Annotated in this window: 28 protein-coding genes and 3 pseudogenes; 4 read left to right on the plus strand and 27 right to left on the minus strand. The window is 68.1% G+C overall.

The features are described 5' to 3' along the window. Positions 1-186 precede the first annotated feature (186 nt). The 24 genes from map to rpsJ all read right to left on the minus strand — a co-directional run bounded on the left by map (position 187) and on the right by rpsJ (position 13,023). Complete coding sequence (map, locus tag AB0L71_RS03915) at positions 187-1,023, minus strand: type I methionyl aminopeptidase (protein WP_365237494.1); 837 nt, start codon at positions 1,021-1,023, stop codon at positions 187-189. Positions 1,024-1,142: 119 nt separating this feature from the next. Further along, positions 1,143-1,799 (minus strand): adenylate kinase, encoded by a 657-nt coding sequence (locus AB0L71_RS03920; RefSeq protein ID WP_365237496.1) that lies wholly within the window; start codon positions 1,797-1,799, stop codon positions 1,143-1,145. Beyond that, positions 1,799-3,118, minus strand: coding sequence for a preprotein translocase subunit SecY (gene secY, locus AB0L71_RS03925; RefSeq protein WP_365237498.1), 1,320 nt, complete (start codon positions 3,116-3,118; stop codon positions 1,799-1,801). Before secY ends, AB0L71_RS03920 begins: the two co-directional genes overlap by 1 nt. A gap of 215 nt (positions 3,119-3,333) precedes the next feature. Next, the gene (rplO, locus tag AB0L71_RS03930; RefSeq protein WP_329818619.1) at positions 3,334-3,789 is read right to left on the minus strand and encodes a 50S ribosomal protein L15; all 456 of its coding nucleotides are present in this window, start codon (positions 3,787-3,789) and stop codon (positions 3,334-3,336) included. A gap of 1 nt (position 3,790) precedes the next feature. After that, complete coding sequence (gene rpmD, locus AB0L71_RS03935; protein ID WP_018550611.1) at positions 3,791-3,973, minus strand: 50S ribosomal protein L30; 183 nt, start codon at positions 3,971-3,973, stop codon at positions 3,791-3,793. Next, complete coding sequence (rpsE, locus tag AB0L71_RS03940; protein WP_072485533.1) at positions 3,973-4,578, minus strand: 30S ribosomal protein S5; 606 nt, start codon at positions 4,576-4,578, stop codon at positions 3,973-3,975. Before rpsE ends, rpmD begins: the two co-directional genes overlap by 1 nt. A 46-nt stretch (positions 4,579-4,624) precedes the next feature. Further along, positions 4,625-5,008, minus strand: coding sequence for a 50S ribosomal protein L18 (gene rplR / locus AB0L71_RS03945; protein ID WP_365237501.1), 384 nt, complete (start codon positions 5,006-5,008; stop codon positions 4,625-4,627). A gap of 2 nt (positions 5,009-5,010) precedes the next feature. Beyond that, on the minus strand, positions 5,011-5,550 hold the full coding sequence (gene rplF, locus AB0L71_RS03950; RefSeq protein WP_365237503.1) for a 50S ribosomal protein L6: 540 nt from the start codon (positions 5,548-5,550) through the stop codon (positions 5,011-5,013). A gap of 21 nt (positions 5,551-5,571) precedes the next feature. Then, complete coding sequence (gene rpsH / locus AB0L71_RS03955) at positions 5,572-5,970, minus strand: 30S ribosomal protein S8 (RefSeq protein WP_365237505.1); 399 nt, start codon at positions 5,968-5,970, stop codon at positions 5,572-5,574. A gap of 224 nt (positions 5,971-6,194) precedes the next feature. Continuing rightward, entirely contained in the window at positions 6,195-6,380 is a 186-nt protein-coding gene (locus AB0L71_RS03960; protein WP_003956452.1) for a type Z 30S ribosomal protein S14, read from the minus strand. Positions 6,381-6,382: 2 nt separating this feature from the next. Then, the gene (gene rplE / locus AB0L71_RS03965; protein ID WP_037688009.1) at positions 6,383-6,940 is read right to left on the minus strand and encodes a 50S ribosomal protein L5; all 558 of its coding nucleotides are present in this window, start codon (positions 6,938-6,940) and stop codon (positions 6,383-6,385) included. Beyond that, positions 6,940-7,263, minus strand: a complete 324-nt coding sequence (rplX, locus tag AB0L71_RS03970) for a 50S ribosomal protein L24 (RefSeq protein ID WP_365237507.1) — start codon at positions 7,261-7,263, stop codon at positions 6,940-6,942. The genes rplE and rplX overlap by 1 nt, the downstream gene beginning before the upstream one ends. A gap of 2 nt (positions 7,264-7,265) precedes the next feature. Beyond that, positions 7,266-7,634, minus strand: coding sequence for a 50S ribosomal protein L14 (gene rplN / locus AB0L71_RS03975; protein ID WP_003966950.1), 369 nt, complete (start codon positions 7,632-7,634; stop codon positions 7,266-7,268). Between the two features lie 106 nt (positions 7,635-7,740). After that, positions 7,741-8,025 carry a 30S ribosomal protein S17 gene (gene rpsQ, locus AB0L71_RS03980; protein ID WP_030977953.1) on the minus strand — a complete coding sequence of 95 codons (285 nt, stop codon included), beginning with the start codon at positions 8,023-8,025 and terminating at the stop codon, positions 7,741-7,743. Next, positions 8,025-8,249 carry a 50S ribosomal protein L29 gene (rpmC, locus tag AB0L71_RS03985; protein WP_014047786.1) on the minus strand — a complete coding sequence of 75 codons (225 nt, stop codon included), beginning with the start codon at positions 8,247-8,249 and terminating at the stop codon, positions 8,025-8,027. Before rpmC ends, rpsQ begins: the two co-directional genes overlap by 1 nt. After that, positions 8,249-8,668, minus strand: coding sequence for a 50S ribosomal protein L16 (rplP, locus tag AB0L71_RS03990; protein WP_073220207.1), 420 nt, complete (start codon positions 8,666-8,668; stop codon positions 8,249-8,251). The genes rpmC and rplP overlap by 1 nt, the downstream gene beginning before the upstream one ends. 5 nt (positions 8,669-8,673) lie before the next feature. Then, positions 8,674-9,516, minus strand: a complete 843-nt coding sequence (gene rpsC, locus AB0L71_RS03995) for a 30S ribosomal protein S3 (protein ID WP_093540760.1) — start codon at positions 9,514-9,516, stop codon at positions 8,674-8,676. Beyond that, on the minus strand, positions 9,516-9,863 hold the full coding sequence (gene rplV / locus AB0L71_RS04000; protein ID WP_004571827.1) for a 50S ribosomal protein L22: 348 nt from the start codon (positions 9,861-9,863) through the stop codon (positions 9,516-9,518). Before rplV ends, rpsC begins: the two co-directional genes overlap by 1 nt. 42 nt (positions 9,864-9,905) lie before the next feature. Continuing rightward, on the minus strand, positions 9,906-10,187 hold the full coding sequence (rpsS, locus tag AB0L71_RS04005; RefSeq protein WP_003966956.1) for a 30S ribosomal protein S19: 282 nt from the start codon (positions 10,185-10,187) through the stop codon (positions 9,906-9,908). A gap of 12 nt (positions 10,188-10,199) precedes the next feature. Next, positions 10,200-11,036, minus strand: coding sequence for a 50S ribosomal protein L2 (gene rplB / locus AB0L71_RS04010; RefSeq protein ID WP_093540762.1), 837 nt, complete (start codon positions 11,034-11,036; stop codon positions 10,200-10,202). Positions 11,037-11,075: 39 nt separating this feature from the next. Beyond that, positions 11,076-11,399: a 50S ribosomal protein L23 gene (gene rplW / locus AB0L71_RS04015; protein ID WP_037688005.1), complete on the minus strand. Its 324-nt coding sequence runs from the start codon at positions 11,397-11,399 to the stop codon at positions 11,076-11,078. After that, the gene (gene rplD, locus AB0L71_RS04020) at positions 11,399-12,049 is read right to left on the minus strand and encodes a 50S ribosomal protein L4 (RefSeq protein ID WP_365237512.1); all 651 of its coding nucleotides are present in this window, start codon (positions 12,047-12,049) and stop codon (positions 11,399-11,401) included. The genes rplW and rplD overlap by 1 nt, the downstream gene beginning before the upstream one ends. Before the next feature lie 7 nt (positions 12,050-12,056). Next, complete coding sequence (rplC, locus tag AB0L71_RS04025) at positions 12,057-12,701, minus strand: 50S ribosomal protein L3 (protein WP_365237514.1); 645 nt, start codon at positions 12,699-12,701, stop codon at positions 12,057-12,059. A gap of 13 nt (positions 12,702-12,714) precedes the next feature. After that, complete coding sequence (gene rpsJ / locus AB0L71_RS04030; RefSeq protein ID WP_003948644.1) at positions 12,715-13,023, minus strand: 30S ribosomal protein S10; 309 nt, start codon at positions 13,021-13,023, stop codon at positions 12,715-12,717. Positions 13,024-13,530: 507 nt separating this feature from the next. Here rpsJ and AB0L71_RS04035 point away from each other — a divergent pair. Both AB0L71_RS04035 and AB0L71_RS04040 read left to right on the plus strand, forming a co-directional pair. Then, on the plus strand, positions 13,531-15,201 hold the full coding sequence (locus AB0L71_RS04035) for an RNA ligase family protein (protein WP_365237517.1): 1,671 nt from the start codon (positions 13,531-13,533) through the stop codon (positions 15,199-15,201). Continuing rightward, a complete protein-coding gene (locus AB0L71_RS04040) occupies positions 15,202-17,496 on the plus strand; it encodes a poly(A) polymerase (protein WP_365237520.1) in 2,295 nt (764 codons plus the stop codon). Positions 17,497-17,529: 33 nt separating this feature from the next. Here AB0L71_RS04040 and AB0L71_RS04045 read toward each other — a convergent pair whose 3' ends face one another. From AB0L71_RS04045 to AB0L71_RS04055, 3 genes and pseudogenes are all read right to left on the minus strand, one after another. Then, a complete protein-coding gene (locus AB0L71_RS04045) occupies positions 17,530-17,739 on the minus strand; it encodes a DUF397 domain-containing protein (RefSeq protein ID WP_365237523.1) in 210 nt (69 codons plus the stop codon). Positions 17,740-17,812: 73 nt separating this feature from the next. Beyond that, a complete protein-coding gene (locus tag AB0L71_RS04050) occupies positions 17,813-18,022 on the minus strand; it encodes a DUF397 domain-containing protein (RefSeq protein WP_365237525.1) in 210 nt (69 codons plus the stop codon). Continuing rightward, a pseudogene (locus AB0L71_RS04055) lies at positions 18,019-18,896 on the minus strand (helix-turn-helix transcriptional regulator). Before AB0L71_RS04055 ends, AB0L71_RS04050 begins: the two are co-directional and overlap by 4 nt. Positions 18,897-19,445: 549 nt before the next feature. Between AB0L71_RS04055 and AB0L71_RS04060 the strand changes: the two are divergent. Continuing rightward, a pseudogene (locus AB0L71_RS04060) lies at positions 19,446-20,419 on the plus strand (helix-turn-helix domain-containing protein). 49 nt (positions 20,420-20,468) lie between these two features. After that, positions 20,469-21,055: pseudogene (locus tag AB0L71_RS04065) on the plus strand (Uma2 family endonuclease). The last annotated feature ends 12 nt before the right edge of the window (positions 21,056-21,067 follow it).

Raw genomic sequence — 21,067 nt, forward strand, 5'->3', positions numbered from 1 at the left:
GGCGCCAGGGCGCCTCCCGGGCTTCGGACAGCTGCGACGGACTCCGCCCGTCGAGGACCGCTCAGCCCAGCGGGTCCGGCGCGGCCTCGATGCCGACCCCTCCCCCACGCAGCCCTCGCGGGCTCGGCGCCAGGGCGCCTCCCGGGCTTCGGACAGCTGCGACGGACTCCGCCCGTCGAGGACCGCTCAGCCCAGCGGGTCCGGCGCGGCCTCGATGCCGTACTGCGCCAGCTTGGCCCGGCCGCAGTCGGGGGCGGTCAGGACCAGCGGGCCCTGCTCGGTGAGGGCGACCGAGTGCTCCCAGTGGGAGGACCAGGTGCCGTCCGTGGTGATGACCGTCCAGTCGTCCTGGAGCACCTCGGTCTGCGGCGTACCGAGCGAGACCATCGGTTCGATCGCCAGGCAGACACCGGGCACGAGCTTGATGCCCTTGCCGCGCTTGCGTGCGACGTAGTTCAGCAGGTGCGGGTCCATGTGCATCTCGGTGCCGATGCCGTGGCCGCCGTAGTCCTCGATGATCCCGTACTTGCCGGTCGCGGGGCGGGGCTGGCGCCGGATGTAGGACTCGATCGCCTTGGAGATGTCGACGAGGCGGTGGTTCACCTTCATGGCGGCAATACCGGCCCACATGGACTCCTCGGTCACCCGGGAGAGTTCGATCAGCTCCGGAGCGTGCCCGGTGCCGACGAAGGCCGTGTAGGCGGCGTCACCGTGCCAGCCGTCGACGATCGCGCCGGCGTCGATGGAGATGATGTCGCCGTCCTTGAGGACGGTCTTGTCGTCCGGGATGCCGTGGACGACGACCTCGTTGACCGAGGTGCAGATGGTCGCGGGGAACCCGCCGTACCCGAGGAAGTTCGACTTCGCTCCGTGGTCCGCGATCACCTTGCGGGCCACCTGGTCCAGGTCCAGCGTGGTGGCGCCGGGAACCGCCGCCTCGCGGGTGGCCGCGTGAATGGCAGCGACCACCAGCCCCGCCTCACGCATCTTCGCGATCTGCTCGGGGGTCTTGATCTGCACCATTGCGCGGCGCCTCTCTGCATCGAACGGTGACGGCCGCATCCCACGATACGGCGCAAACAGTCGGCCGCGGCGCCCAAGGACGCCGCGGCCGACTGTGGAGTACTGCGGGTGCTCGCCTCTCAGCCCTCTGCGGGCTTGAGAGCCTCCATCGCCCGCTCGGTCACATCGGTGACCTTGCCGAGCGCGGAGATGGTGACCACCAGGCCCTGGGACCGGTAGTAGTCGATGATCGGCTCGGTCTGCGTGTGGTAGACCTCCAGCCGGGTACGGACCGTGTCCTCGGCGTCGTCGTCACGCTGGTACAGCTCGCCGCCGCAGATGTCGCAGACACCCTCGGTCTTCGGCGCGTTGTACACCACGTGGAAGACGTGCGCGCCGTCGTTCCGGCAGATCCGGCGGCCGGCGATGCGCTTGACCACCTCGTCCTCGGGGACCTCCAGGTCCAGGACCGCATCCAGCTTGGTGCCCTCGTCAGTGAGCATGGCGTCGAGCGCCTCGGCCTGACCCACATTGCGCGGGAAGCCGTCCAGCAGGAAGCCGTTCACGGCGTCCGGCTGGGACATGCGGTCCTTGGCCATCCCGATGGTGATCTCGTCCGGAACCAACTGCCCCGCGTCCATGAACGCGCGGGCCTGCTTGCCAAGGTCGGTGCCCTGGCTGATGTTGGCACGGAAGAGATCGCCCGTGGAGATCTGCGGAATCGACAGGTTCTTGGCAAGGTACGCGGCCTGCGTTCCCTTGCCGGCACCGGGCGGCCCGACGAGGACGATTCGCATCAGCGGAGGAACCCTTCGTAATTGCGCTGCTGGAGCTGACTCTCGATCTGCTTCACGGTCTCCAGACCCACACCCACGATGATGAGGATGCTCGTCCCGCCGAACGGGAAGTTCTGGTTCGCGCCGCCGAATCCTGCCAACGCCATCGTCGGCACGAGAGCGATCAACCCCAGGTACAACGAACCCGGCCAAGTGATCCTGTTGAGCACGTAGCTCAGGTACTCGGCAGTAGGTCGACCAGCCCGGATACCCGGGATGAAGCCACCATACTTCTTCATGTTGTCGGCAACTTCCTCGGGGTTGAACGAAATCGCCACGTAGAAGAAGGCGAAGAAAACGATCAACAGGAAGTACGCCGTGATGTAGTACGGGTGGTCGCCCTTGACGAAGTTGTCCTTGATCCAGGTCGCCCAGCCCGCAGTGGAGTTGGAGAACTGCACGATCAGGGCGGGGATGTAGAGCAGCGAAGAAGCGAAGATGACGGGGATCACACCCGCCTGATTGACCTTCAGCGGGATGTACGTCGACGTGCCGCCGTACGACCGGCGCCCGATCATGCGCTTCGCGTACTGCACCGGAATGCGGCGCTGGGCCTGCTCGACGAAGACGACGAGGCCCACCATGACGCAGCCGATCAGGATGACGGTGCCGAACTCGATCCAGCCGTCCGCGAGCTTGCCGCTGGTCTTGATGGCCCACAGGGCGCCGGGGAAGCTGGCGGCGATCGAGATGAACATCAGGATCGACATGCCGTTGCCGATACCGCGGTCGGTGATGAGCTCACCGAGCCACATGACGGCCGCCGTACCGGCGGTCATGGTGATCACCATGACGATGGTCGTGAAGACCGACTGGTTCGGGACGATCTGGTCGGCGACCGGGCAGCCGCTGAACAGTGCGCCGCTGGTGGCGGTGGCCACCAGGCCGGTGCCCTGGAGGATGGCGAGCGCGACGGTCAGATAACGCGTGTACTGCGTGATCTTCGCCTGGCCGGACTGCCCCTCCTTCTTGAGGGCCTCCAGTCGGGGAATCACCACGGTGAGCAGCTGAAGGATGATGCTGGCCGTGATGTACGGCATGATGCCGAGCGCGAAGATCGTGATCTGCAGCAGTGCACCACCACTGAACATGTTCACCAGGCCGAAGAGGCTGTTGTTGCCCTTGCTGGCCTGATCAACACAGGTCTGGACGTTCTCGTAGCTCACTCCCGGTACGGGAATGTGTGCCCCGAGCCGGTAGATCACGATGATGCCGAGCGTGAAGAGCAGCTTCTTGCGCAGGTCGGGCGTCTTGAACGCCCGGGCGAACGCGGTGAGCACGGTGCCTCCTGCGACCCCCGCGCAGAGCGTAGAGGTGACGGTCTTGAGGATCGACGAATACGTAACAGTCAAAAGTCCCCGGACGGGTGCCCGAGGGGTTACCACACAACAACGCACGCCACCTTACCGGCGACCATGCCCACCTAGGAACGACCAACCGGGGATGCCCCATATGAGAGGCATCCCCGGTCGGATGTTCAGGCCATCGAGTCGTCTCAGACGAGCTCGGTGACGGTGCCGCCGGCGGCGGCAATCTTCTCCTTGGCGGAGGCGGAGACGGCGTCGACCGACACCTGCAGCGCCACGGAGATCTCGCCCTGTCCGAGGACCTTGACGAGGTGGTTGTTGCGCACGGCACCCTTGGCGACCAGGTCGGCCACGGTGACCTCGCCACCCTCGGGGTAGAGGGTCGCGAGCTTGTCCAGGTTCACGACCTGGTACTCGGTGCGGAACGGGTTCTTGAAGCCCTTGAGCTTCGGGAGACGCATGTGGAGGGGCATCTGCCCACCCTCGAAGCGCTCCGGAACCTGGTAACGGGCCTTGGTGCCCTTGGTGCCACGACCGGCGGTCTTACCCTTGGACGCCTCACCACGACCCACACGGGTCTTGGCGGTCTTGGCGCCCGGGGCGGGCCGGAGGTCATGGGCCTTCAGCGGCTTGTTCTCCGCCATGTCAGTCGACCTCCTCAACCGTCACGAGGTGGCGGACGGTGTGCACCATTCCGCGGAACTCGGGGCGGTCCTCCTTGACAACCACGTCGTGCAGGCGCTTGAGCCCGAGCGAACGAAGGGTGTCGCGGTGGTTCTGCTTGCTGCCGATGTACGACTTCGTCTGCGTGATCTTGAGGCGAGCCATTACGCACCCGCTCCCGCACGCGCACGAAGCAGGGCCGCGGGGGCGACGTCCTCGAGCGGCAGACCGCGGCGGGCCGCGATCTCCTCGGGACGCTGCAGGCCCTTGAGGGCCTCCACGGTCGCGTGCACGATGTTGATCGCGTTGTCGGAGCCGAGCGACTTCGACAGGATGTCGTGAACGCCGGCGCACTCCAGGACGGCGCGCACCGGGCCACCGGCGATAACACCGGTACCGGGGGAAGCAGGCTTCAGCAGGACGACGCCCGCAGCCTTCTCGCCCTGGATCGGGTGAGGAATGGTGCCCTGGATGCGCGGAACCTTGAAGAAGTTCTTCTTGGCTTCTTCCACGCCCTTGGCGATGGCCGCGGGAACTTCCTTGGCCTTGCCGTAACCGACACCGACGGTGCCGTCACCATCGCCCACCACGACCAGCGCGGTGAAGCTGAAGCGACGACCACCCTTCACAACCTTGGCGACACGGTTGATCGCGACGACGCGCTCGACGTACGCGGTCTTCTCGGCGGCAGCTGCGCCGCCGTCACGGCCCTTCCGGTCCCGCCGCTCGCCGCCACCGGCACCGCTTCCGCGGCGCTGGGGTCCAGCCATTGGATTTACCTCTCTCTGTTACGTCCGCTGTGCGTAGGAACCGGGGCTAGAACTTCAGCCCGGCTTCACGGGCGGCGTCAGCCAGAGCGGCAATCCGCCCGGCGTACTGGTTACCACCGCGGTCAAACACGACGGCCTCGACGCCTGCGGCCTTGGCACGCTCAGCGACCAGCGCGCCGACCTGCTTGGCCTGGTTGCTCTTGTCGCCCTCGCCACCACGGATGGAGACGTCCAGGGTCGACGCCGACGCGAGCGTGTGGCCCGCGATGTCGTCGATGACCTGAGCCACCATGTGGCGGTTGGACCGCGTCACGACCAAGCGGGGGCGCTCCGGCGAACCGGAGACGTGCTTGCGGACGCGGATGTGACGACGCTTGCGGGCGGCACGCTTGTAGGCGTCGCCCTTGGCGATCTTCACGCCGTATGCCATGGCTACTTACCAGCCTTTCCGACCTTGCGGCGGATGACCTCGCCGGCGTACTTGACGCCCTTGGCCTTGTACGGGTCAGGCTTCCGCAGCTTGCGGATCTTGGCCGCGGTCTCGCCGACCTTCTGCTTGTCGATGCCCTCGACCGAGAACTTCGTGGGGGACTCCACCTTGAAGGTGATGCCCTCGGGGGCCTCGATCAGGATCGGGTGGCTGTAGCCCAGGGCGAACTCCAGATTGGAGCCCTTCGCCTGGACGCGGTAACCGACACCGCTGATCTCGAGCGCCTTGGTGTATCCCTGGGTCACACCGGTGATCATGTTCGCCACCAGCGTGCGGGACAGGCCGTGAAGGGCCTTGTTCTGACGCTCGTCGTTCGGGCGGACGACGTGCAGGACGCCGTCCTCACCCTTGGTGACCTCGATCGGCGACGCAACGGTGTGCGTGAGGGTGCCCTTGGGGCCCTTCACCGCGACCGTGCGGCCGTCGATGGTGACGTCCACACCGGCGGGAACCTGGATGGGGAGCTTGCCGATTCGCGACATGAGCTATTCCTCCGTTCCCGACTACCAGACGTAGGCGAGGACTTCCCCACCTACGCCCTTCTTCTGAGCCTGCTGGCCGGTCAGGAGACCGTGGGACGTGGAGATGATCGCCACGCCCAGGCCGCCGAGGACCTTCGGCAGGTTGGTGGACTTTGCGTAGACACGCAGACCCGGCTTCGAGATGCGCTTGATGCCGGCGATCGAACGCTCGCGGTTCGGGCCGAACTTCAGCTCCAGGACGAGGTTCTTGCCGACCTCGGCGTCCTCGACCTTCCAGCCGGTGATGAAGCCCTCCTGCTGGAGGATCTCCGCGATGTGCGACTTGATCTTGCTGGCGGGCATCACGACGGAGTCGTGGTATGCCGAGTTCGCGTTACGCAGACGCGTGAGCATGTCTGCGATGGGATCAGTCATGGTCATGAATTGGCCTTCGGCCTCTCTCGCCGGGGTTTCCTGTATGCGCCATCCCTCTCCCCACTCTGTGGCGGGACGGGTGCGGTGCGGGGACCTACGGCGTAGTAAGTCGGTCTTGGGCGGCAGGCGCCCAACCCCACAAGCCTACGGCATGTGAGGCCGGACTCCTGCCGACCAGATGCTTACCGAGAGCTTCCGTCAATTCCCAACGCCCAAAGGGCGCCGGAGAATTACCAGGAGCTCTTGGTCACGCCCGGCAGCTCGCCGCGGTGAGCCATCTCACGAAGGCACACGCGGCACAGGCCGAACTTGCGGTAGACGGAGTGGGGCCGGCCGCAGCGCTGGCACCGCGTGTACGCGCGGACGCCGAACTTCGGCTTACGGGCGGCCTTAGCGATCAGAGCCTTCTTCGCCACGGTCAGTTCTCCTTGAACGGGAAGCCGAGGTGACGAAGGAGGGCACGACCCTCGTCGTCGTTGGTCGCCGTGGTGACCACGGTGATGTCCATGCCCCGGACCCGGTCGATCTTGTCCTGGTCGATCTCGTGGAACATGACCTGCTCCGTGAGACCGAAGGTGTAGTTGCCACGGCCGTCGAACTGCTTCGGCGACAGGCCACGGAAGTCACGGATACGCGGCAGCGCGAGCGACAGCGTACGGTCCAGGAACTCCCACATCCGGTCACCACGGAGGGTGACGTGGCAGCCGATCGGCTGGCCCTCACGCAGCTTGAACTGCGCGATGGACTTGCGGGCCTTGGTGACGGCAGGCTTCTGGCCGGTGATCGTGGTGAGGTCGCGCACGGCGCCATCGATCAGCTTGGAGTCGCGGGCGGCGTCGCCCACACCCATGTTGACCACGATCTTGACCAGGCCGGGGATCTGCATGACGTTCTCGTACGAGAACTCCTCACGCAGCTTGCCGGCGATTTCCTCGCGGTAGCGCGTCTTGAGACGCGGCGCAGTGGTGGCAGTCATCAGATGTCCTCACCGGTCCGCTTGGCAACGCGGATCTTGTTGCCCTCGTCGTCAAAGCGGTAGCCGACGCGGGTGACGACCTTCTTGCCGTCCTTCTCCACAACCAGCTGAACGTTGCTGACGTGAATCGGGGCCTCGGTGGTGATGATGCCGCCGGTCTGCGAACCGCGAGCCGTCTGACCGGCCTTGGTGTGCTTCTTGACCCGGTTGACACCCTCGACGAGGACACGGTCCTGAGCGGGGTAGGCCACGATGACCTTGCCCTGCTTGCCCTTGTCCTTACCGGTGATGACCTGGACCAGGTCGCCCTTCTTGATCTTCATGCTTACAGCACCTCCGGCGCGAGCGAGATGATCTTCATGAACTTCTTCTCGCGCAGCTCACGGCCCACCGGGCCGAAGATACGGGTGCCGCGGGGGTCGCCGTCGTTCTTCAGAATGACGGCGGCGTTCTCGTCGAAGCGGATGTACGAGCCATCCTGACGACGACGCTCCTTGACGGTGCGAACGATGACCGCCTTGACGACGTCACCCTTCTTCACGTTGCCACCGGGGATCGCGTCCTTGACGGTGGCGACGATGACGTCACCGATGCCCGCGTAGCGGCGACCCGAACCACCGAGAACACGGATGGTGAGGATTTCCTTCGCACCCGTGTTGTCGGCGACGCGAAGTCGCGACTCCTGCTGGATCACGTCTATCTCCTGATCGTCTGCCGGTTCCCGGCGGGGGCCGCTCCGTCACCGGAGCAGCCCCCGCCGAGCCTGGCGGAACTTGCCTGAGGGGAATGCCCCTCAGGAATTACTTGGCCTTCTCGAGGATCTCGACGACGCGCCACCGCTTCGTGGCGGACAGCGGCCGGGTCTCCATCAGGAGGACGCGGTCGCCGACGCCGGCGGCGTTCTGCTCGTCGTGCGCCTTGAGCTTGTTCGTACGGCGGATGACCTTGCCGTACAGCGCGTGCTTGACACGGTCCTCGACAGCGACGACGACGGTCTTGTCCATCTTGTCGCTGACGACCAGACCCTCGCGGGTCTTGCGGAAACCGCGGTCGGTGTTCGTCTCAGTCACAGTCTTCTCGCTCATCAGACGCTCTCCACCGTCTCGATGCCCAGCTCGCGCTCGCGCATCAGGGTGTAGATCCGGGCGATGTCCTTACGGACGGACTTGAGCCGACCGTGGTTCTCGAGCTGCCCCGTCGCCGCCTGGAAGCGGAGGTTGAACAGCTCTTCCTTGGCCTCGCGGAGCTTGTTGAGCAGCTCCTCGTTGCCCAGCTCGCGCAGCTCGGACGCCTTGGTTCCGGCCGACATCACGCCTCACCTGCCTCGCGCCGAACGATGCGGCACTTCATCGGAAGCTTGTGAGCAGCGCGGGTGAGCGCCTCACGAGCAATCTTCTCGTTCGGGTAGGACAGCTCGAACATCACCCGACCGGGCTTGACGTTCGCGATCCACCACTCGGGAGAACCCTTACCGGAACCCATGCGGGTCTCGGCAGGCTTCTTCGTCAGGGGGCGGTCCGGGTAGATGTTGATCCAGACCTTGCCGCCACGCTTGATGTGGCGGGTCATCGCGATACGAGCCGACTCGATCTGACGGTTCGTCACATACGCCGGGGTCAGCGCCTGGATGCCGTACTCGCCGAACGCAACCTGCGTACCACCCTTGGACATACCGCTGCGCTTCGGGTGGTGCTGCTTGCGGTGCTTGACCCTACGGGGGATCAGCATTTCGGTCAGGCCTCCGTTCCGGTGCTCTCAGCGGCCGGAGCGGCAGCGGCGGGAGCCTCGGCCTTGGGGGCCTCGGCAGCCGGAGCCGACTGCTGCTGCGGCTTGCGACCGCGACCGCCACGCTCGCCACCGCGGCCACCACGGCCGGCCGGGCGGTCAGCGCCGCCACGGGCCGGGCGGTTGCCGGCGCGGGCAGCGGCGTTCTCGGCGCGGACCTCGGCGATGTTCTTGACGTCGCCCTTGTAGATCCAGACCTTCACACCGATGCGGCCGAAGGTCGTCTTGGCCTCGAAGAAGCCGTAGTCGACGTTCGCGCGGAGCGTGTGCAGGGGCACACGGCCCTCGCGGTAGAACTCCGAGCGGGACATCTCGGCGCCGCCGAGGCGGCCACCGCACTGGATCTTGATGCCCTTGGCGCCGGCCTTCATCGAGCTCTGCATGCTCTTGCGCATGGCACGACGGAAGGAGACGCGGGAGGAGAGCTGCTCGGCGACGGCCTGGGCCACCAGCTGAGCGTCGACCTCGGGGTTCTTGACCTCGAGGATGTTCAGCTGGACCTGCTTGCCGGTCAGCTTCTCCAGCTCGCCACGGATGCGGTCGGCCTCGGCGCCACGGCGACCGATGACGATGCCCGGGCGGGCGGTGTGGATGTCAACGCGGACGCGGTCGCGGGTGCGCTCGATCTCGACCTTCGAGATGCCGGCCCGCTCCATGCCCTTCGTCATCATGCGACGAATGGCGACGTCTTCCTTGACGTAGTCCTTGTACAGCTTGTCGGCGTACCAACGGGACTTGAAGTCCGTGGTAATGCCGAGTCGGAACCCGTGCGGGTTTACCTTCTGGCCCATTACCGGGTTCCTTCCTTGCTGCTGACGACCACGGTGATGTGGCTGGTCCGCTTACGGATCCGGTAGGCACGGCCCTGAGCACGCGGACGGAACCGCTTCAGGGTCGGGCCCTCGTCCACATACGCCTCGCTGATGACCAGCGAAGAGGCGTCGGTGTGGTCGTAGTTGTGTGCAGCGTTGGCGATGGCGCTGTCCAGCACCTTGCCAACCGGCACGCTCGCGGCCTGCGGGGCGAAACGCAGGACCGCCTGAGCCTCCGTGGCATCCATGCCACGGATGAGGTCCACCACGCGGCGGGCCTTCATGGGCGTGACGCGGATGTACCGCGCCTGGGCCCTGGCTTCCATGGTTGTCCCTTCGGTGTAAGTCATAGTCGTTCCACCCCGCGGTTAGCGGCGCTTCGACTTCCGGTCGTCCTTGACGTGGCCGCGGAAGGTGCGAGTCGGCGAGAACTCGCCGAGCTTGTGGCCGACCATCGACTCGGTGACGAACACCGGGACGTGGATCTTGCCGTTGTGCACCGCGATGGTGTGACCCAGCATGGCCGGGACGATCATCGAGCGACGGGACCAGGTCTTGATGACGTTCTTGGTGCCTGCCTCGTTCTGTACGTCCACCTTCTTGATGAGGTGGCCGTCGACGAAGGGCCCCTTCTTGAGACTGCGCGGCATCTAAACCCGCTCCTAGCGCTTCTTGTTCGTCTTGCGGCGGCGGACGATGTACTTGTTCGATGCCTTCTTCGGCGAACGAGTACGACCCTCCTTCTGACCCCACGGCGAGACCGGGTGGCGACCACCGGAGGTCTTGCCCTCACCACCACCGTGCGGGTGGTCAACCGGGTTCATCGCGACACCGCGGACGGTCGGGCGGACGCCCTTCCAGCGCATGCGGCCGGCCTTGCCCCAGTTGATGTTCGACTGCTCGGCGTTGCCGACCTCGCCGATGGTGGCGCGGCAGCGGGCGTCGACCAGGCGGATCTCACCCGACGGCATACGAAGGTGGGCCATGGTGCCCTCCTTCGCCAGCAGCTGCACGGAGGCACCTGCGGAACGGGCGAACTTCGCACCGCCGCCGGGCCGCAGCTCGATGGCGTGGATGGTCGTACCGACCGGGATGTTGCGCAGCGCCAGGTTGTTGCCGGGCTTGATGTCGGCGGTCGGGCCGTTCTCGACACGGTCGCCCTGCGTCAGGCCACGCGGCGCGATGATGTAGCGCTTCTCGCCGTCCGCGTAGTGCAGCAGCGCGATGCGCGCGGTGCGGTTGGGGTCGTACTCGATGTGCGCGACCTTGGCCGGCACGCCGTCCTTGTCGTGACGACGGAAGTCGATCACTCGGTAGGCGCGCTTGTGGCCACCGCCCTGGTGGCGAACGGTCACACGACCGGCGTTGTTACGGCCGCCCTTGCTGTGCAGGGGGCGGACCAGCGACTTCTCCGGCGTGGACCGCGTGATCTCGACAAAGTCGGCGACGCTGGAGCCACGACGGCCCGGGGTCGTCGGCTTGTACTTGCGGATACCCATTTCTCAGTCCTCGTCCGATTCCGGACGACTCGACCTCCGTTAGGAGGTCGGGCCGCCGAAGATGTCGATACGGTCGCCCTCGGCGAGGGTCACGATGGCGCGCTTGGTGTCAGCGCGCTTGCCGAAACCGGTCTTGGTGCGCTTGCGCTTACCCTGCCGGTTGATCGTGTTGACCCCGGTGACCTTGACCGAGAAGACCGCTTCCACGGCCTGCTTGATCTGGGTCTTGTTGGAGCCGGGCGCGACGATGAACGTGTACTTGTTCTCGTCGAGCAGCGCGTAGCTCTTCTCGGACACCACCGGCTTGACGAGAACGTCGCGCGGGTCCGTGAAGGTCTTGCTGGTAACGGTCGCCTCGCTCATCAGGCGTCGCTCCCTTCGGTCTCAGCGGTCTGGGGGCCAGACACGAAGGACTCGAAGGCGGCCTGGGTGAAGACCACGTCGTCAGAGACGATCACGTCGTACGTGTTCAGCTGGCCCGGCTCCAGGATGTGCACCTGGGGCAGGTTGCGGGCGGACAGCCACGCGGCCTCGTCGGCGCGGTCGACGACCAGGAGCAGGTTCTTGCGCTCCGAGATCTTGCCGAACAGCGTCTTGGCGGCCTTCGTGGAGGCGGCACCCTCGACCACGCCGGTGACGACGTGGATGCGGGAGTGACGGGCCCGGTCCGAGAGGGCACCGCGCAGGGCGGCGGCCTTCATCTTCTTCGGGGTCCGCTGCGAGTAGTCACGCGGCTGCGGGCCGTGGACGACGCCACCGCCGGCGAACTGCGGCGCACGGGTCGAACCCTGGCGCGCGCGGCCGGTGCCCTTCTGGCGGTAAGGCTTCTTGCCACCACCACGGACTTCGCCGCGGGTCTTGGTCTTGTGCGTGCCCTGACGGGCAGCTGCCAGCTGGGCGACAACGACCTGGTGGATCAGCGGAACGCTGGTCTTGGCGTCGAAGATCTCCGCGGGGAGCTCGACGGTCCCGGCCTTGTCGCCTGCCGGCGAAAGGATGTCAATGGTGCTCATCGGTTCCTCAAGCCCCCTTGGCCGCGGTGCGGACCAGGACGAGGCCGCCGTTCGGACCAGGGACCGCGCCCTTGATGAGGAGCAGACCCTTCTCCGCGTCAACCGCGTGGATGGTCAGGTTCTGGGTGGTGACCCGCTCGTTGCCCATGCGACCCGCCATGCGCATGCCCTTGAAGACACGGCCGGGGGTGGCACAGCCACCGATGGAGCCGGGCATGCGGTGCACACGGTGGGCACCGTGGGACGCCTTGCCGCCCTTGAAGTTGTGACGCTTCATGACACCCGCGAAGCCCTTGCCCTTGCTCTTGCCCGTGACGTCAACCTTGACGCCGGACTCGAACACCTCGGCGGTGACCTCCTGGCCCAGCGTGTACTCGCCGGCGTCAGGGGTGCGGAGCTCCACCAGGTGGCGGCGCGGGGTCACGTCGGCCTTGGCGAAGTGGCCCTTGAGGGGCTTGTTCACCTTGCGCGGGTCGATCTCGCCGAAGGCGAGCTGAACCGACTCGTAACCGTCGCGGTCGTTGGTGCGGATCTGGGTGACGACACAGGGCCCGGCCTTGACGACGGTCACCGGGACGACCCGGTTGTTCTCGTCCCAGACCTGGGTCATGCCGAGCTTCTCGCCCAGGACGCCCTTAATGTTCTTAGCCATCTCGCGCGTCACCTCAGAGCTTGATCTCGATGTCGACGCCCGCCGGCAGGTCGAGACGCATCAGCGAGTCAACCGTCTTCGGCGTGGGGTCGAGGATGTCGATGAGGCGCTTGTGCGTGCGCATCTCGAAGTGCTCGCGCGAGTCCTTGTACTTGTGCGGCGACTTGATGACGCAGTACACGTTCTTCTCAGTGGGCAGCGGCACCGGGCCCGCGACCGACGCACCAGTGCGGGTCACCGTCTCGACGATCTTCTTCGCCGAGGAGTCGATGACCTCGTGGTCGTAGGCCTTGAGCCGGATGCGGATCTTCTGTCCCGCCATGGCTACTAGTAGTCCTGTCTCTCGTAACGCTCTGGAACCCGGGAGTTCTAAGGACTCCTCCTCCGACCCACGCGGTCGGGCGTGTCGCATCCCCTCTACGCAGATCTCCCGAAGGATTTCCCAACCAAGGGGGTGCGGGCCCGAGGACCGCAGGACCGGGGGCGGAACACCCACCGGGTGCCTGGTCAGTGCCCCACTGACGCTTCCCGGAAGATTCCCGTACGTCCGACCCGCAGGGGGTCGACGAGTACTGTGGGACTCGCTTCCGGTCCTCCCGGCGGGAGGCGCGCAGCATTGACACTCAACCGAGCAACCTGGTCAGTGTGCCATACGCGGCACGAGCCTGGCCAATCGGGCCGAGAATCTTACCCCGCGTAGCCGTGCGGTCAAACGGGGGCGCGCAGGAGAGGGTCTCCGGGCGCCACTCCGCGTCATTCGGTCGAGCCCCGCACAGCCCCTCCCCCACCGTGACCGGCCGGGCACACCGTCGGCCCAGGGGCATCGAAAATGCGTACGCACTATCCGCGCACCGCGCATCTGCCGTGGTCGCCGGGGGCCGCCTCGGACGACGTGCGGATCGCGGACCTCTCGGGGCTGACCGGCCGCGAGGTCGTGGTCACCGAGAAGCTGGACGGCGAGAACACCACGCTCTACGCCGACGGCCTCCACGCCCGCTCGCTGGACTCCGCCCACCACCCCTCACGGGGCTGGGTGAAGGCACTCCAGGGCCGGATCGGGGCCCGTACACCCGAGGGATGGCGGGTGTGCGGGGAGAACATGTTTGCGCGCCGCTCGATCCCGTACGACGGCCTGGAGAGCTTCTTCTACGGTTTCTCGGTCTGGGACGGGGAGCACTGCCTGCCCTGGGACCGGACGGTGGTGTTCCTGCGCGAGCTGGGGATTCCGGTGCCACCGGTGCTGTGGCGCGGGGTGTTCGACGCGCGGGCCGAGAAGGCGCTGCGTGCCTTGCGACCGGACACCGGGCGACAGGAGGGGTACGTCGTCCGCCCGGCGGACGGCTTCGGCGCGGCGCACTTCGGGCGCCGGGTGGCGAAGTGGGTGCGGCCCGGTCATGTGCGGACCGACACCCACTGGATGCACGCCTCCGTCGTGGAGAACGGTCTCGGTCCGGCCGCCGCTCTGTGGGCGGTGCGGTCGGGCGCACCGGTCGACGCGGGGGCGCTGGCCGATGCCACGGGTGCGGGCGGCTGGGACGTGGGGGCCGCTGTCGCGATGGGCGAGGCCCTCGACGCCCTGGGCCGCACGGGCGACGACCGGCTGACCGGTGTACTGGCCGCGCTGCTGCACCGCGGCCGGCGCACCGCACTCGCGCCCGCGCTGGCGCGGACCCTGGGCATGCCCCAGGCCCGGCGCATCGCGGATCTCGTCGGACTGCACCCCGCGCTGCACCGCCCGTACCCGGACGAGGAACGCCGAACAGGCCTGGTCCGGCTGTCGCTCGCCGCCGGTCTCGGGCTGCTGCACGCGCTGGCCGCGACGGTGGCCGACACCGACGAGGCACGCGAACAGGTGGAGTGGTCGGCCCTGCACGCCCAGGACGTACAGGAGCCGGCCGGACTGTCCGCGGCGTTCACGGATCTGGATCCGTCGGCCGCCGACCGCTGCCGCGCCCAGGCACGTGAGGCGTACGCCCTGGGCCGGGTCGCCACCGCCGAGGAGGCGGTCGCCGCGACCTGGCGATGGCGGACCGGGGACTTCCCGCGCCTCATCCATCTGGTCGGGCCCTCCGGCAGCGGCAAGAGCACCTTCGCGCGCGGCCTGCCCGGTGTCGACACGTATCTGGCGCTGGACGACCTGCGACTGGCCCGGGGATCGCGCGCCGGCCAACGCGCCAACGGGGAGGTGCTGCGCGAGGGGCTCGACCGCCTGGACGCCGCGCTCACCGCAGGCTCCACGGTCGTCTGGGACGCCACCTCGCTCAACGCGCACCAGAGCTCCCTGGTACACGCGGTCGCCCGGCGCAGGGACGCACTGCTGACCCACGCCGTCGCCCTGGTCGACGAGGCGGAGCTGGTCCGCCGCAACGAACGCCGCACCCATCCGGTGCCCCCGCAGGTGCTGACCTCGCAGCTGCACCGGTTCGTGCCCCCGTACCCGGGCCAGGCCCACCGCACCTGGTACATCGGCGCGAGCGGAACTGTGGAGGACGGGGTGTAGATGCGTACCAGCGAGGAGATCTACCACCGGGTCCGCTGGGACCCCCGGTTCGATCCGGCACGCTTCGTGATGGGCGTGGCGCAGCGCGGGACGGTGCCGACGCGGGTGCCACTGCCGCAGTTCACGCCGGGCGGGGACATTCCCTGGCACCGGGTGCTGTTCTTCGAGGCCGACGGCGAGGTGGTGTGGGACCGGTCCTCGGGCGTGGACCGGATCGACGCGACGGAAGCCGGGCGGATCCGCACCGCACGCCGGCTGCCGTCGCCGTACTTCGTCTCCCGCACACCGCACGCGTACTGCGCACCGGAGGCCGCCTGGACGCCCGTACCCGAGGACGTGTCCGCGCCCGCTCCGTCCGGGCCCCTGACGCTGCTGACCTGGAACACCCTCTGGGACCGCTACGACAGCGACCGCATCGACACCGCCCGGCGCCGCCCGCTCCTGCTCGACGCCCTGCGTGCCGCGCACGCGGATGTCATCGCCCTCCAGGAGGCCGAACCCGACCTGCTCGGGCTTCTGTTGGCCGCGCCCTGGGTCCGCGAGACGTACACGCTCTGGGCCGACCCGGCAGGCCGGGACGTCTCCGACTGCGGCCTGCTGCTGCTCAGCAGACTCCCCGTGCGCGAAGCCGGCCTGCATGCGCTCGGCCCGCACAAGGCGGTCGCCGCAGTGGTCGTGGAAACGGCGGAAGGAGCGGTCACGGTCGCCACCACCCATCTCAGCAGCAACCACTCGGCGAACGGTGCCGCCCTGCGCGACGCCGAACTGACCGGCCTGGCAACGGCGTTGAATGCGGTCGAGGGGGATGTGATGCTGCTCGGCGACTTCAACGACAGCGGTGACACACCGCAGGCCCGGCTGGGGATGGCGGACACCTGGAGTCTGGTGCACGGCGTGGACGACCGGACACCGACCTTCGATCCGTCCGTCAATCCGCTGGCCGCCGTCTCCTCCCTGACCGGACGGGCGTCCCGGCTGGACCGGGTGCTGGTCCGCTCGGAGCGGCTGCGGCCCGTGTCGGCCGTGCTGCTGGGCGACGTACCGACACCGGACGGGCTCTATGTCTCGGACCACTTCGGGGTACGGGCGGAGCTGGCCGGAACCTCGGAGGACGAGGCCGGGGAAGCCAAGGGCACCGCGACCGAGATCGTCCGCCGGGTGACCGCAGCCCTGCCCGAGGGCATCGTCCATACGGTCGGCTCGCGGCGGATGGGCTGCGCACGGCCCGGCGCGGATGTGGACCTGGTGGCTGCGCTGCCCGGGGACGGGGATCTCTCCGGGGTGCGGAAGCGGCTGGCCTCAGCACTGCCGGAGGCCACCGGTCTGCGTGAGGTGACCGGTGCACGGGTGCCCGGTCTGCGCTTCCGGCTCCACGGGCTCCTGGTCGATCTGGTGACCGTCGCGACGGGCGGCCTCTCTCCGGCCGAGGCGGTGGACCGGCGCACCAAGTTGGGCGAGGCGGCGGCCGTGGCGCTCAGTGCGGTGAGCGACGCGGACGCGGTGCTCGCGGCGGCGGACCCGCACCGGGCGGCGTTCACCCGCCTCGCACGGGAGGTGAAGGCCTGGGCACGGGCGCGGGGCCTGGACTCCGCCCCGTGCGGCGGACTGCCGGGCCTGGCCTGGTCCGTACTGGCCGCACGAACCGCCCACGAGGCCGGCGACCTGCCCCCGGTCCCCCTGCTCCGGCACTTCTTCGCGACCTGGGCGGCGTGGGACTGGAGCCGGCCGGTCGGCTGCGGGGAGACGGCCGACCCCGGGCGGACAGAGGACTCCGAGCAAGCGGTCGGCTCCCGGAAGGCGGGCGGCCCGGAGCAAGCGGGAGAACGCTCTCTCACCGTGCTCACCCCGACCGCTCCCGTGCGCTCCTGCACCTCGCAGGTCTCCCCGGCGGGCCGCGACCTCATCGCCGAGGAACTCTTCCGCGCATGGGAGATCCTGGAGTCCGCCGCCGACTCCGACCTCGTACCGCGCGCCCTGCTCTGCGCCCCGCCACCCCTGCACCTGCGTCATGCCGCCTGGGCGATCGTCTCCGTCGAACAGGGCCCGGACGAGGGCCGCTTCCGTGGCCGTCTCCTCGCCCTGCTCGCCGCCCTCGCGGAGGCGGGCTCCCCGGACGCCCAGGCCTGGCCCCGCCCGTGCGGCGCCGACGCGTCCCACGTCCAGTACGCGATCGGCCTCGGGCGTACCCCGCCCGACGAAACCCGGCTCGCGGAGATCGGCGGAGAGGTGCTGCGCGGCATCCCGGGGACGGGGCTGCGCCGGGTGGACGGGAGCGAGATGCCGGCGGTGCGGTGAGGGGGTACGCCTATGGGGCGGGCCGCCAGACGGTCAGTTGTCGGACGCGAACGAGACGAAACCGGCCCATGCGCTCGACGGGAAGGCCAACTGGGGCCCCTGCGCCACCTTGGAATCGCGGACACGGACGACACCCGAAGTGGTCGCCACCTCGATGCAGGAGTCGCCCTCACTGCTGCTGCTGTAGCTGCTCTTGAACCACTCCAGCTCGGAAGCGTCCCCGGCAGAGGGCTTGCAGATCATGTCTCCCCCAGCACGTGCTCGATGTAAGCCCCGGGACGCCCGCCAGGCGGCCTGAGGGGCGCGCCATCGGAGGTCAGTCGCGTGACGCGAACGAGACGAAACCGGCCCATGCACTCGGCGGGAAGGCCAACTGGGGCCCCTGCGCCACCTTGGAATCGCGGACACGGACAACGCCGGAAGTGGTCGCCACCTCAACGCAGTCGTTTCCGTCGCCACTGCTGCTGTAGCTGCTCTTGAACCACTCCAGCTCGGAAGTGTTCCCGGCAGAGGGCTTGCTGATCATGTCTCCCCCAGCACTTGTTCGATGAAGGCCAGCGACTCCCGCGGCGCAAGAGCCTGGGACCGGATCATCCCATAGCGCAACTCAAGGATCCTGAGCTGCTTCGGGTCGGAGACGGGGCGGCCGCCGAAGGCCCCATCGGAACGCCCAACAGCACTGCCGTCAGGGAACTTCAGCACCTCGATCAGCCCACCCGTCCCGGGATGTTCCTCGCACCGGGTTGGCATCACCTGGATCACCACGTTTCGCAACTGCCCTACTTCCAGGAGATGTTCGAGTTGCCTGCGCCACACCATGGTGCCCCCAACCGGACGGCGGAGCGTCACCTCTTCCTGTACGAAACTGAGCGAGGGGAGAGGATCTCGATCAAAGATGGATCGCCGGGCCATACGAGCAGCCACGACGCGATCCATCTCGTCCAGTGTGTATGCGGGAAGCCACGATGCGAAGAGGGCCCGCATGTGTTCCTCGGTCTGCAAAAGGCCGTTGATGTTGTGGGGGTGGTAGGCCTCCAACTCGACGGCCTTGGCCTCCAGCTTCGCCAGGTCCCGCACCTTCTTCGGGTACCGGACCTCCGCCACGTCCTTCTTCATCGTGACGAGCTTCCCGCCCGCGCCCAGCACCGCGTCCGCCCTGTCCAGGAACTCCGCCGGGGGATGCGCCGACCGCTCTCCACCTTGTAGACCAGGTCCTCCCCGTACCCGATCGCCGCCCCGAACTCGCAGGCCCTCAGCCCCGCCGACTCCGGCCACACCTTGATCTGACGGCCCACGGCGGCGACCACGGCCGCCCCCGACTCGTCGTCGGGATCGACTTCCCAGCCGGGCTCGTCCGCACCGCCGTCAGCCCGCTCCGCGCCGACCTCGTCCACGCTCATCCGTGCCCCGCTTCCACCGTGCGTGCTGTTCTCCGTCAACCCCTTCAGTCGTCAACCCCTTCAGCCCCCGGTAGGACACCCCGGACAGCCAGGACAGCGCTGGACACCACTGGACAGTGACCGTACGCAAGGGCTTGGCCACGGTGCACGCTATGCAGTCCCGGCCCCACCGAGTGACGTGAACCGAGAATTCAATCGCCCTCGACTCGCCGCCTCCAGCGGTGCGTTCACCACGCCACCTTCCAGGACTACCTCCTCCACCGGGTCGCGACAGCCACGACCCGGTAAACCGCGACGAGGTGAACCACGACGAGGTCGACCGCGCCGTGGTCATGCACGACATAAAAGATCCAAGAACCAGGAAAAGAACCCTTACCCACCCCACCCCACCCCCGTCACTCGCACGGGTGAGGTTCTCCAACTCAACTGGCTTTTCGGCGGGTTGGCAGGCATATGCTCGCCCCCACAACCACAGACATGCGACGGCCCCCAACCAGGAGTGCAATCCCGACCGAGGGCCTGACCACCGAGGAAGAAGAGAGCTTCCCGATGGATACCCCGAAGGTTAGCGCGCCCCCGCGCACCTCGTCAGCCGGTGTCGTACACATCAACACCCGGCACACGAACCGCTTCACTGTCGTCGGCAACCACCTCACCCAGCACAGCGAGCTGTCCCTCGTGGCGATCGGCCTCGCCGCGCACATCCAGTCGCTGCCGACCGGGTCCAGGTTCGGCATCAAGTCCCTCGCCGAGCGCTTCCCGGAGAGCGAGCCCCGGATCGCCGCCGCCCTGCGCGAGCTGGAAGCCCACGGCTACCTGCGCCGCACACGGGAACGCCTGCCCAGCGGCCGGTTCATCGCCCGTATCGAGTCCTACAACCAGCCCACGGGATACGCCGCCCCGGCCGCAATCCCCAGGCCGCGGACCGCGCCCAGCCTCCCGGACCCCGCGCCTCGGGCAACGACGCAGGAACCCCGACCCCGCTCCCCCGGCGACGACGCAGGAGCCCACCCCGGTCGCCCAGCCGGAGCCCCAACAGCCCACGCCCGCCCCGGTCGCCCAGCCGGAGCCCCAACAGCCCACGCCCGACCCCCACCCGGCCCCTGCCTCACACCCAACCCTCCCGGTCCCCCGCTCCCAGGTGCCCGACCCGGAACGGCACCGGACCGCCGTCGACCTCCTCGCAGACCTGCGGCGGCACGACCCGCGGCTGCTGCTGAGCGAGAACGACATCCGGCGGCTGGCCCCTGCCGTCGACGCCTGGCTCGAACGCGACGCCCACCCCGACGCCGTACGCCGCACCCTCCTCGTCGGCCTCCCCCCACCCGCTCACCCGCCCCGCAGGCCTCCTCGCCCACCGTCTCGCCGCCCTCCTGCCACCCCCACTGCCGGCCGCTCCGGCACCGGACACCGCGGGACGCCCGGACCCGCTCCAGAACTGCGACGGCTGCGACCGCGCCTTCCGCGCACCGGAGCCGGGCCACTGCCCCAGCTGCCGATCCGAGCTGATGGAGGCCGCCTAGCATGAACGCGACGCCCCTTGCCTTCGGGCACAGACGAGGAGCCCACGCCGTGGCCACCGCCCCGGACGACGCACCGCAGGACTCGTTCCGCTACCAGGCCATGCGCGACATCGTCGAACAGGTACGGGACAGCGTTCCCGGCAAGCTGGAGATCACCCGAGAAGGGATCGTGCACGACATGACGTCCCCGGGGCGTCTCCACGAACTGACCGCCGCCCAGGTCAGTCGCCGTCTGGAGAAGCTGATGCCGGACGACATCGTGGCCCACACCGGGACGCCCGATGTCGAGGGAGCGTCGGAGGGCATCATGCGCCACCCAGACATCATGGTGATCGCCGTGGAGGACATGGAGGGGCAGGGGTCCTTCGACCCCCGTACGCTCATCGCCGCCATCGAGATCGTCTCGCAGTCGAATCCGGACAACGACTGGGTGAGCAAGATGCGTGACTATCCCCTGCTCGGCATCCCCGTCTACGCGGTCTTCGCCCCCGTACGGGGGTCGGAGCCGTCCTGTCCGACATCCACCCGACACCCCACGGGCCCCGCTACGCGACCCGCAAGGACTTCGTCTACGGCGAGGACGTCACCATCGGCAGGTGGACGATCTCGACCGACGCACTCCCCCGCTACGCCTGAGCCCGGCTCCAC

This window comes from Streptomyces sp. NPDC052052, assembly GCF_040680455.1.
In the GTDB taxonomy this organism is placed as follows: Bacteria; Actinomycetota; Actinomycetes; order Streptomycetales; family Streptomycetaceae; genus Streptomyces.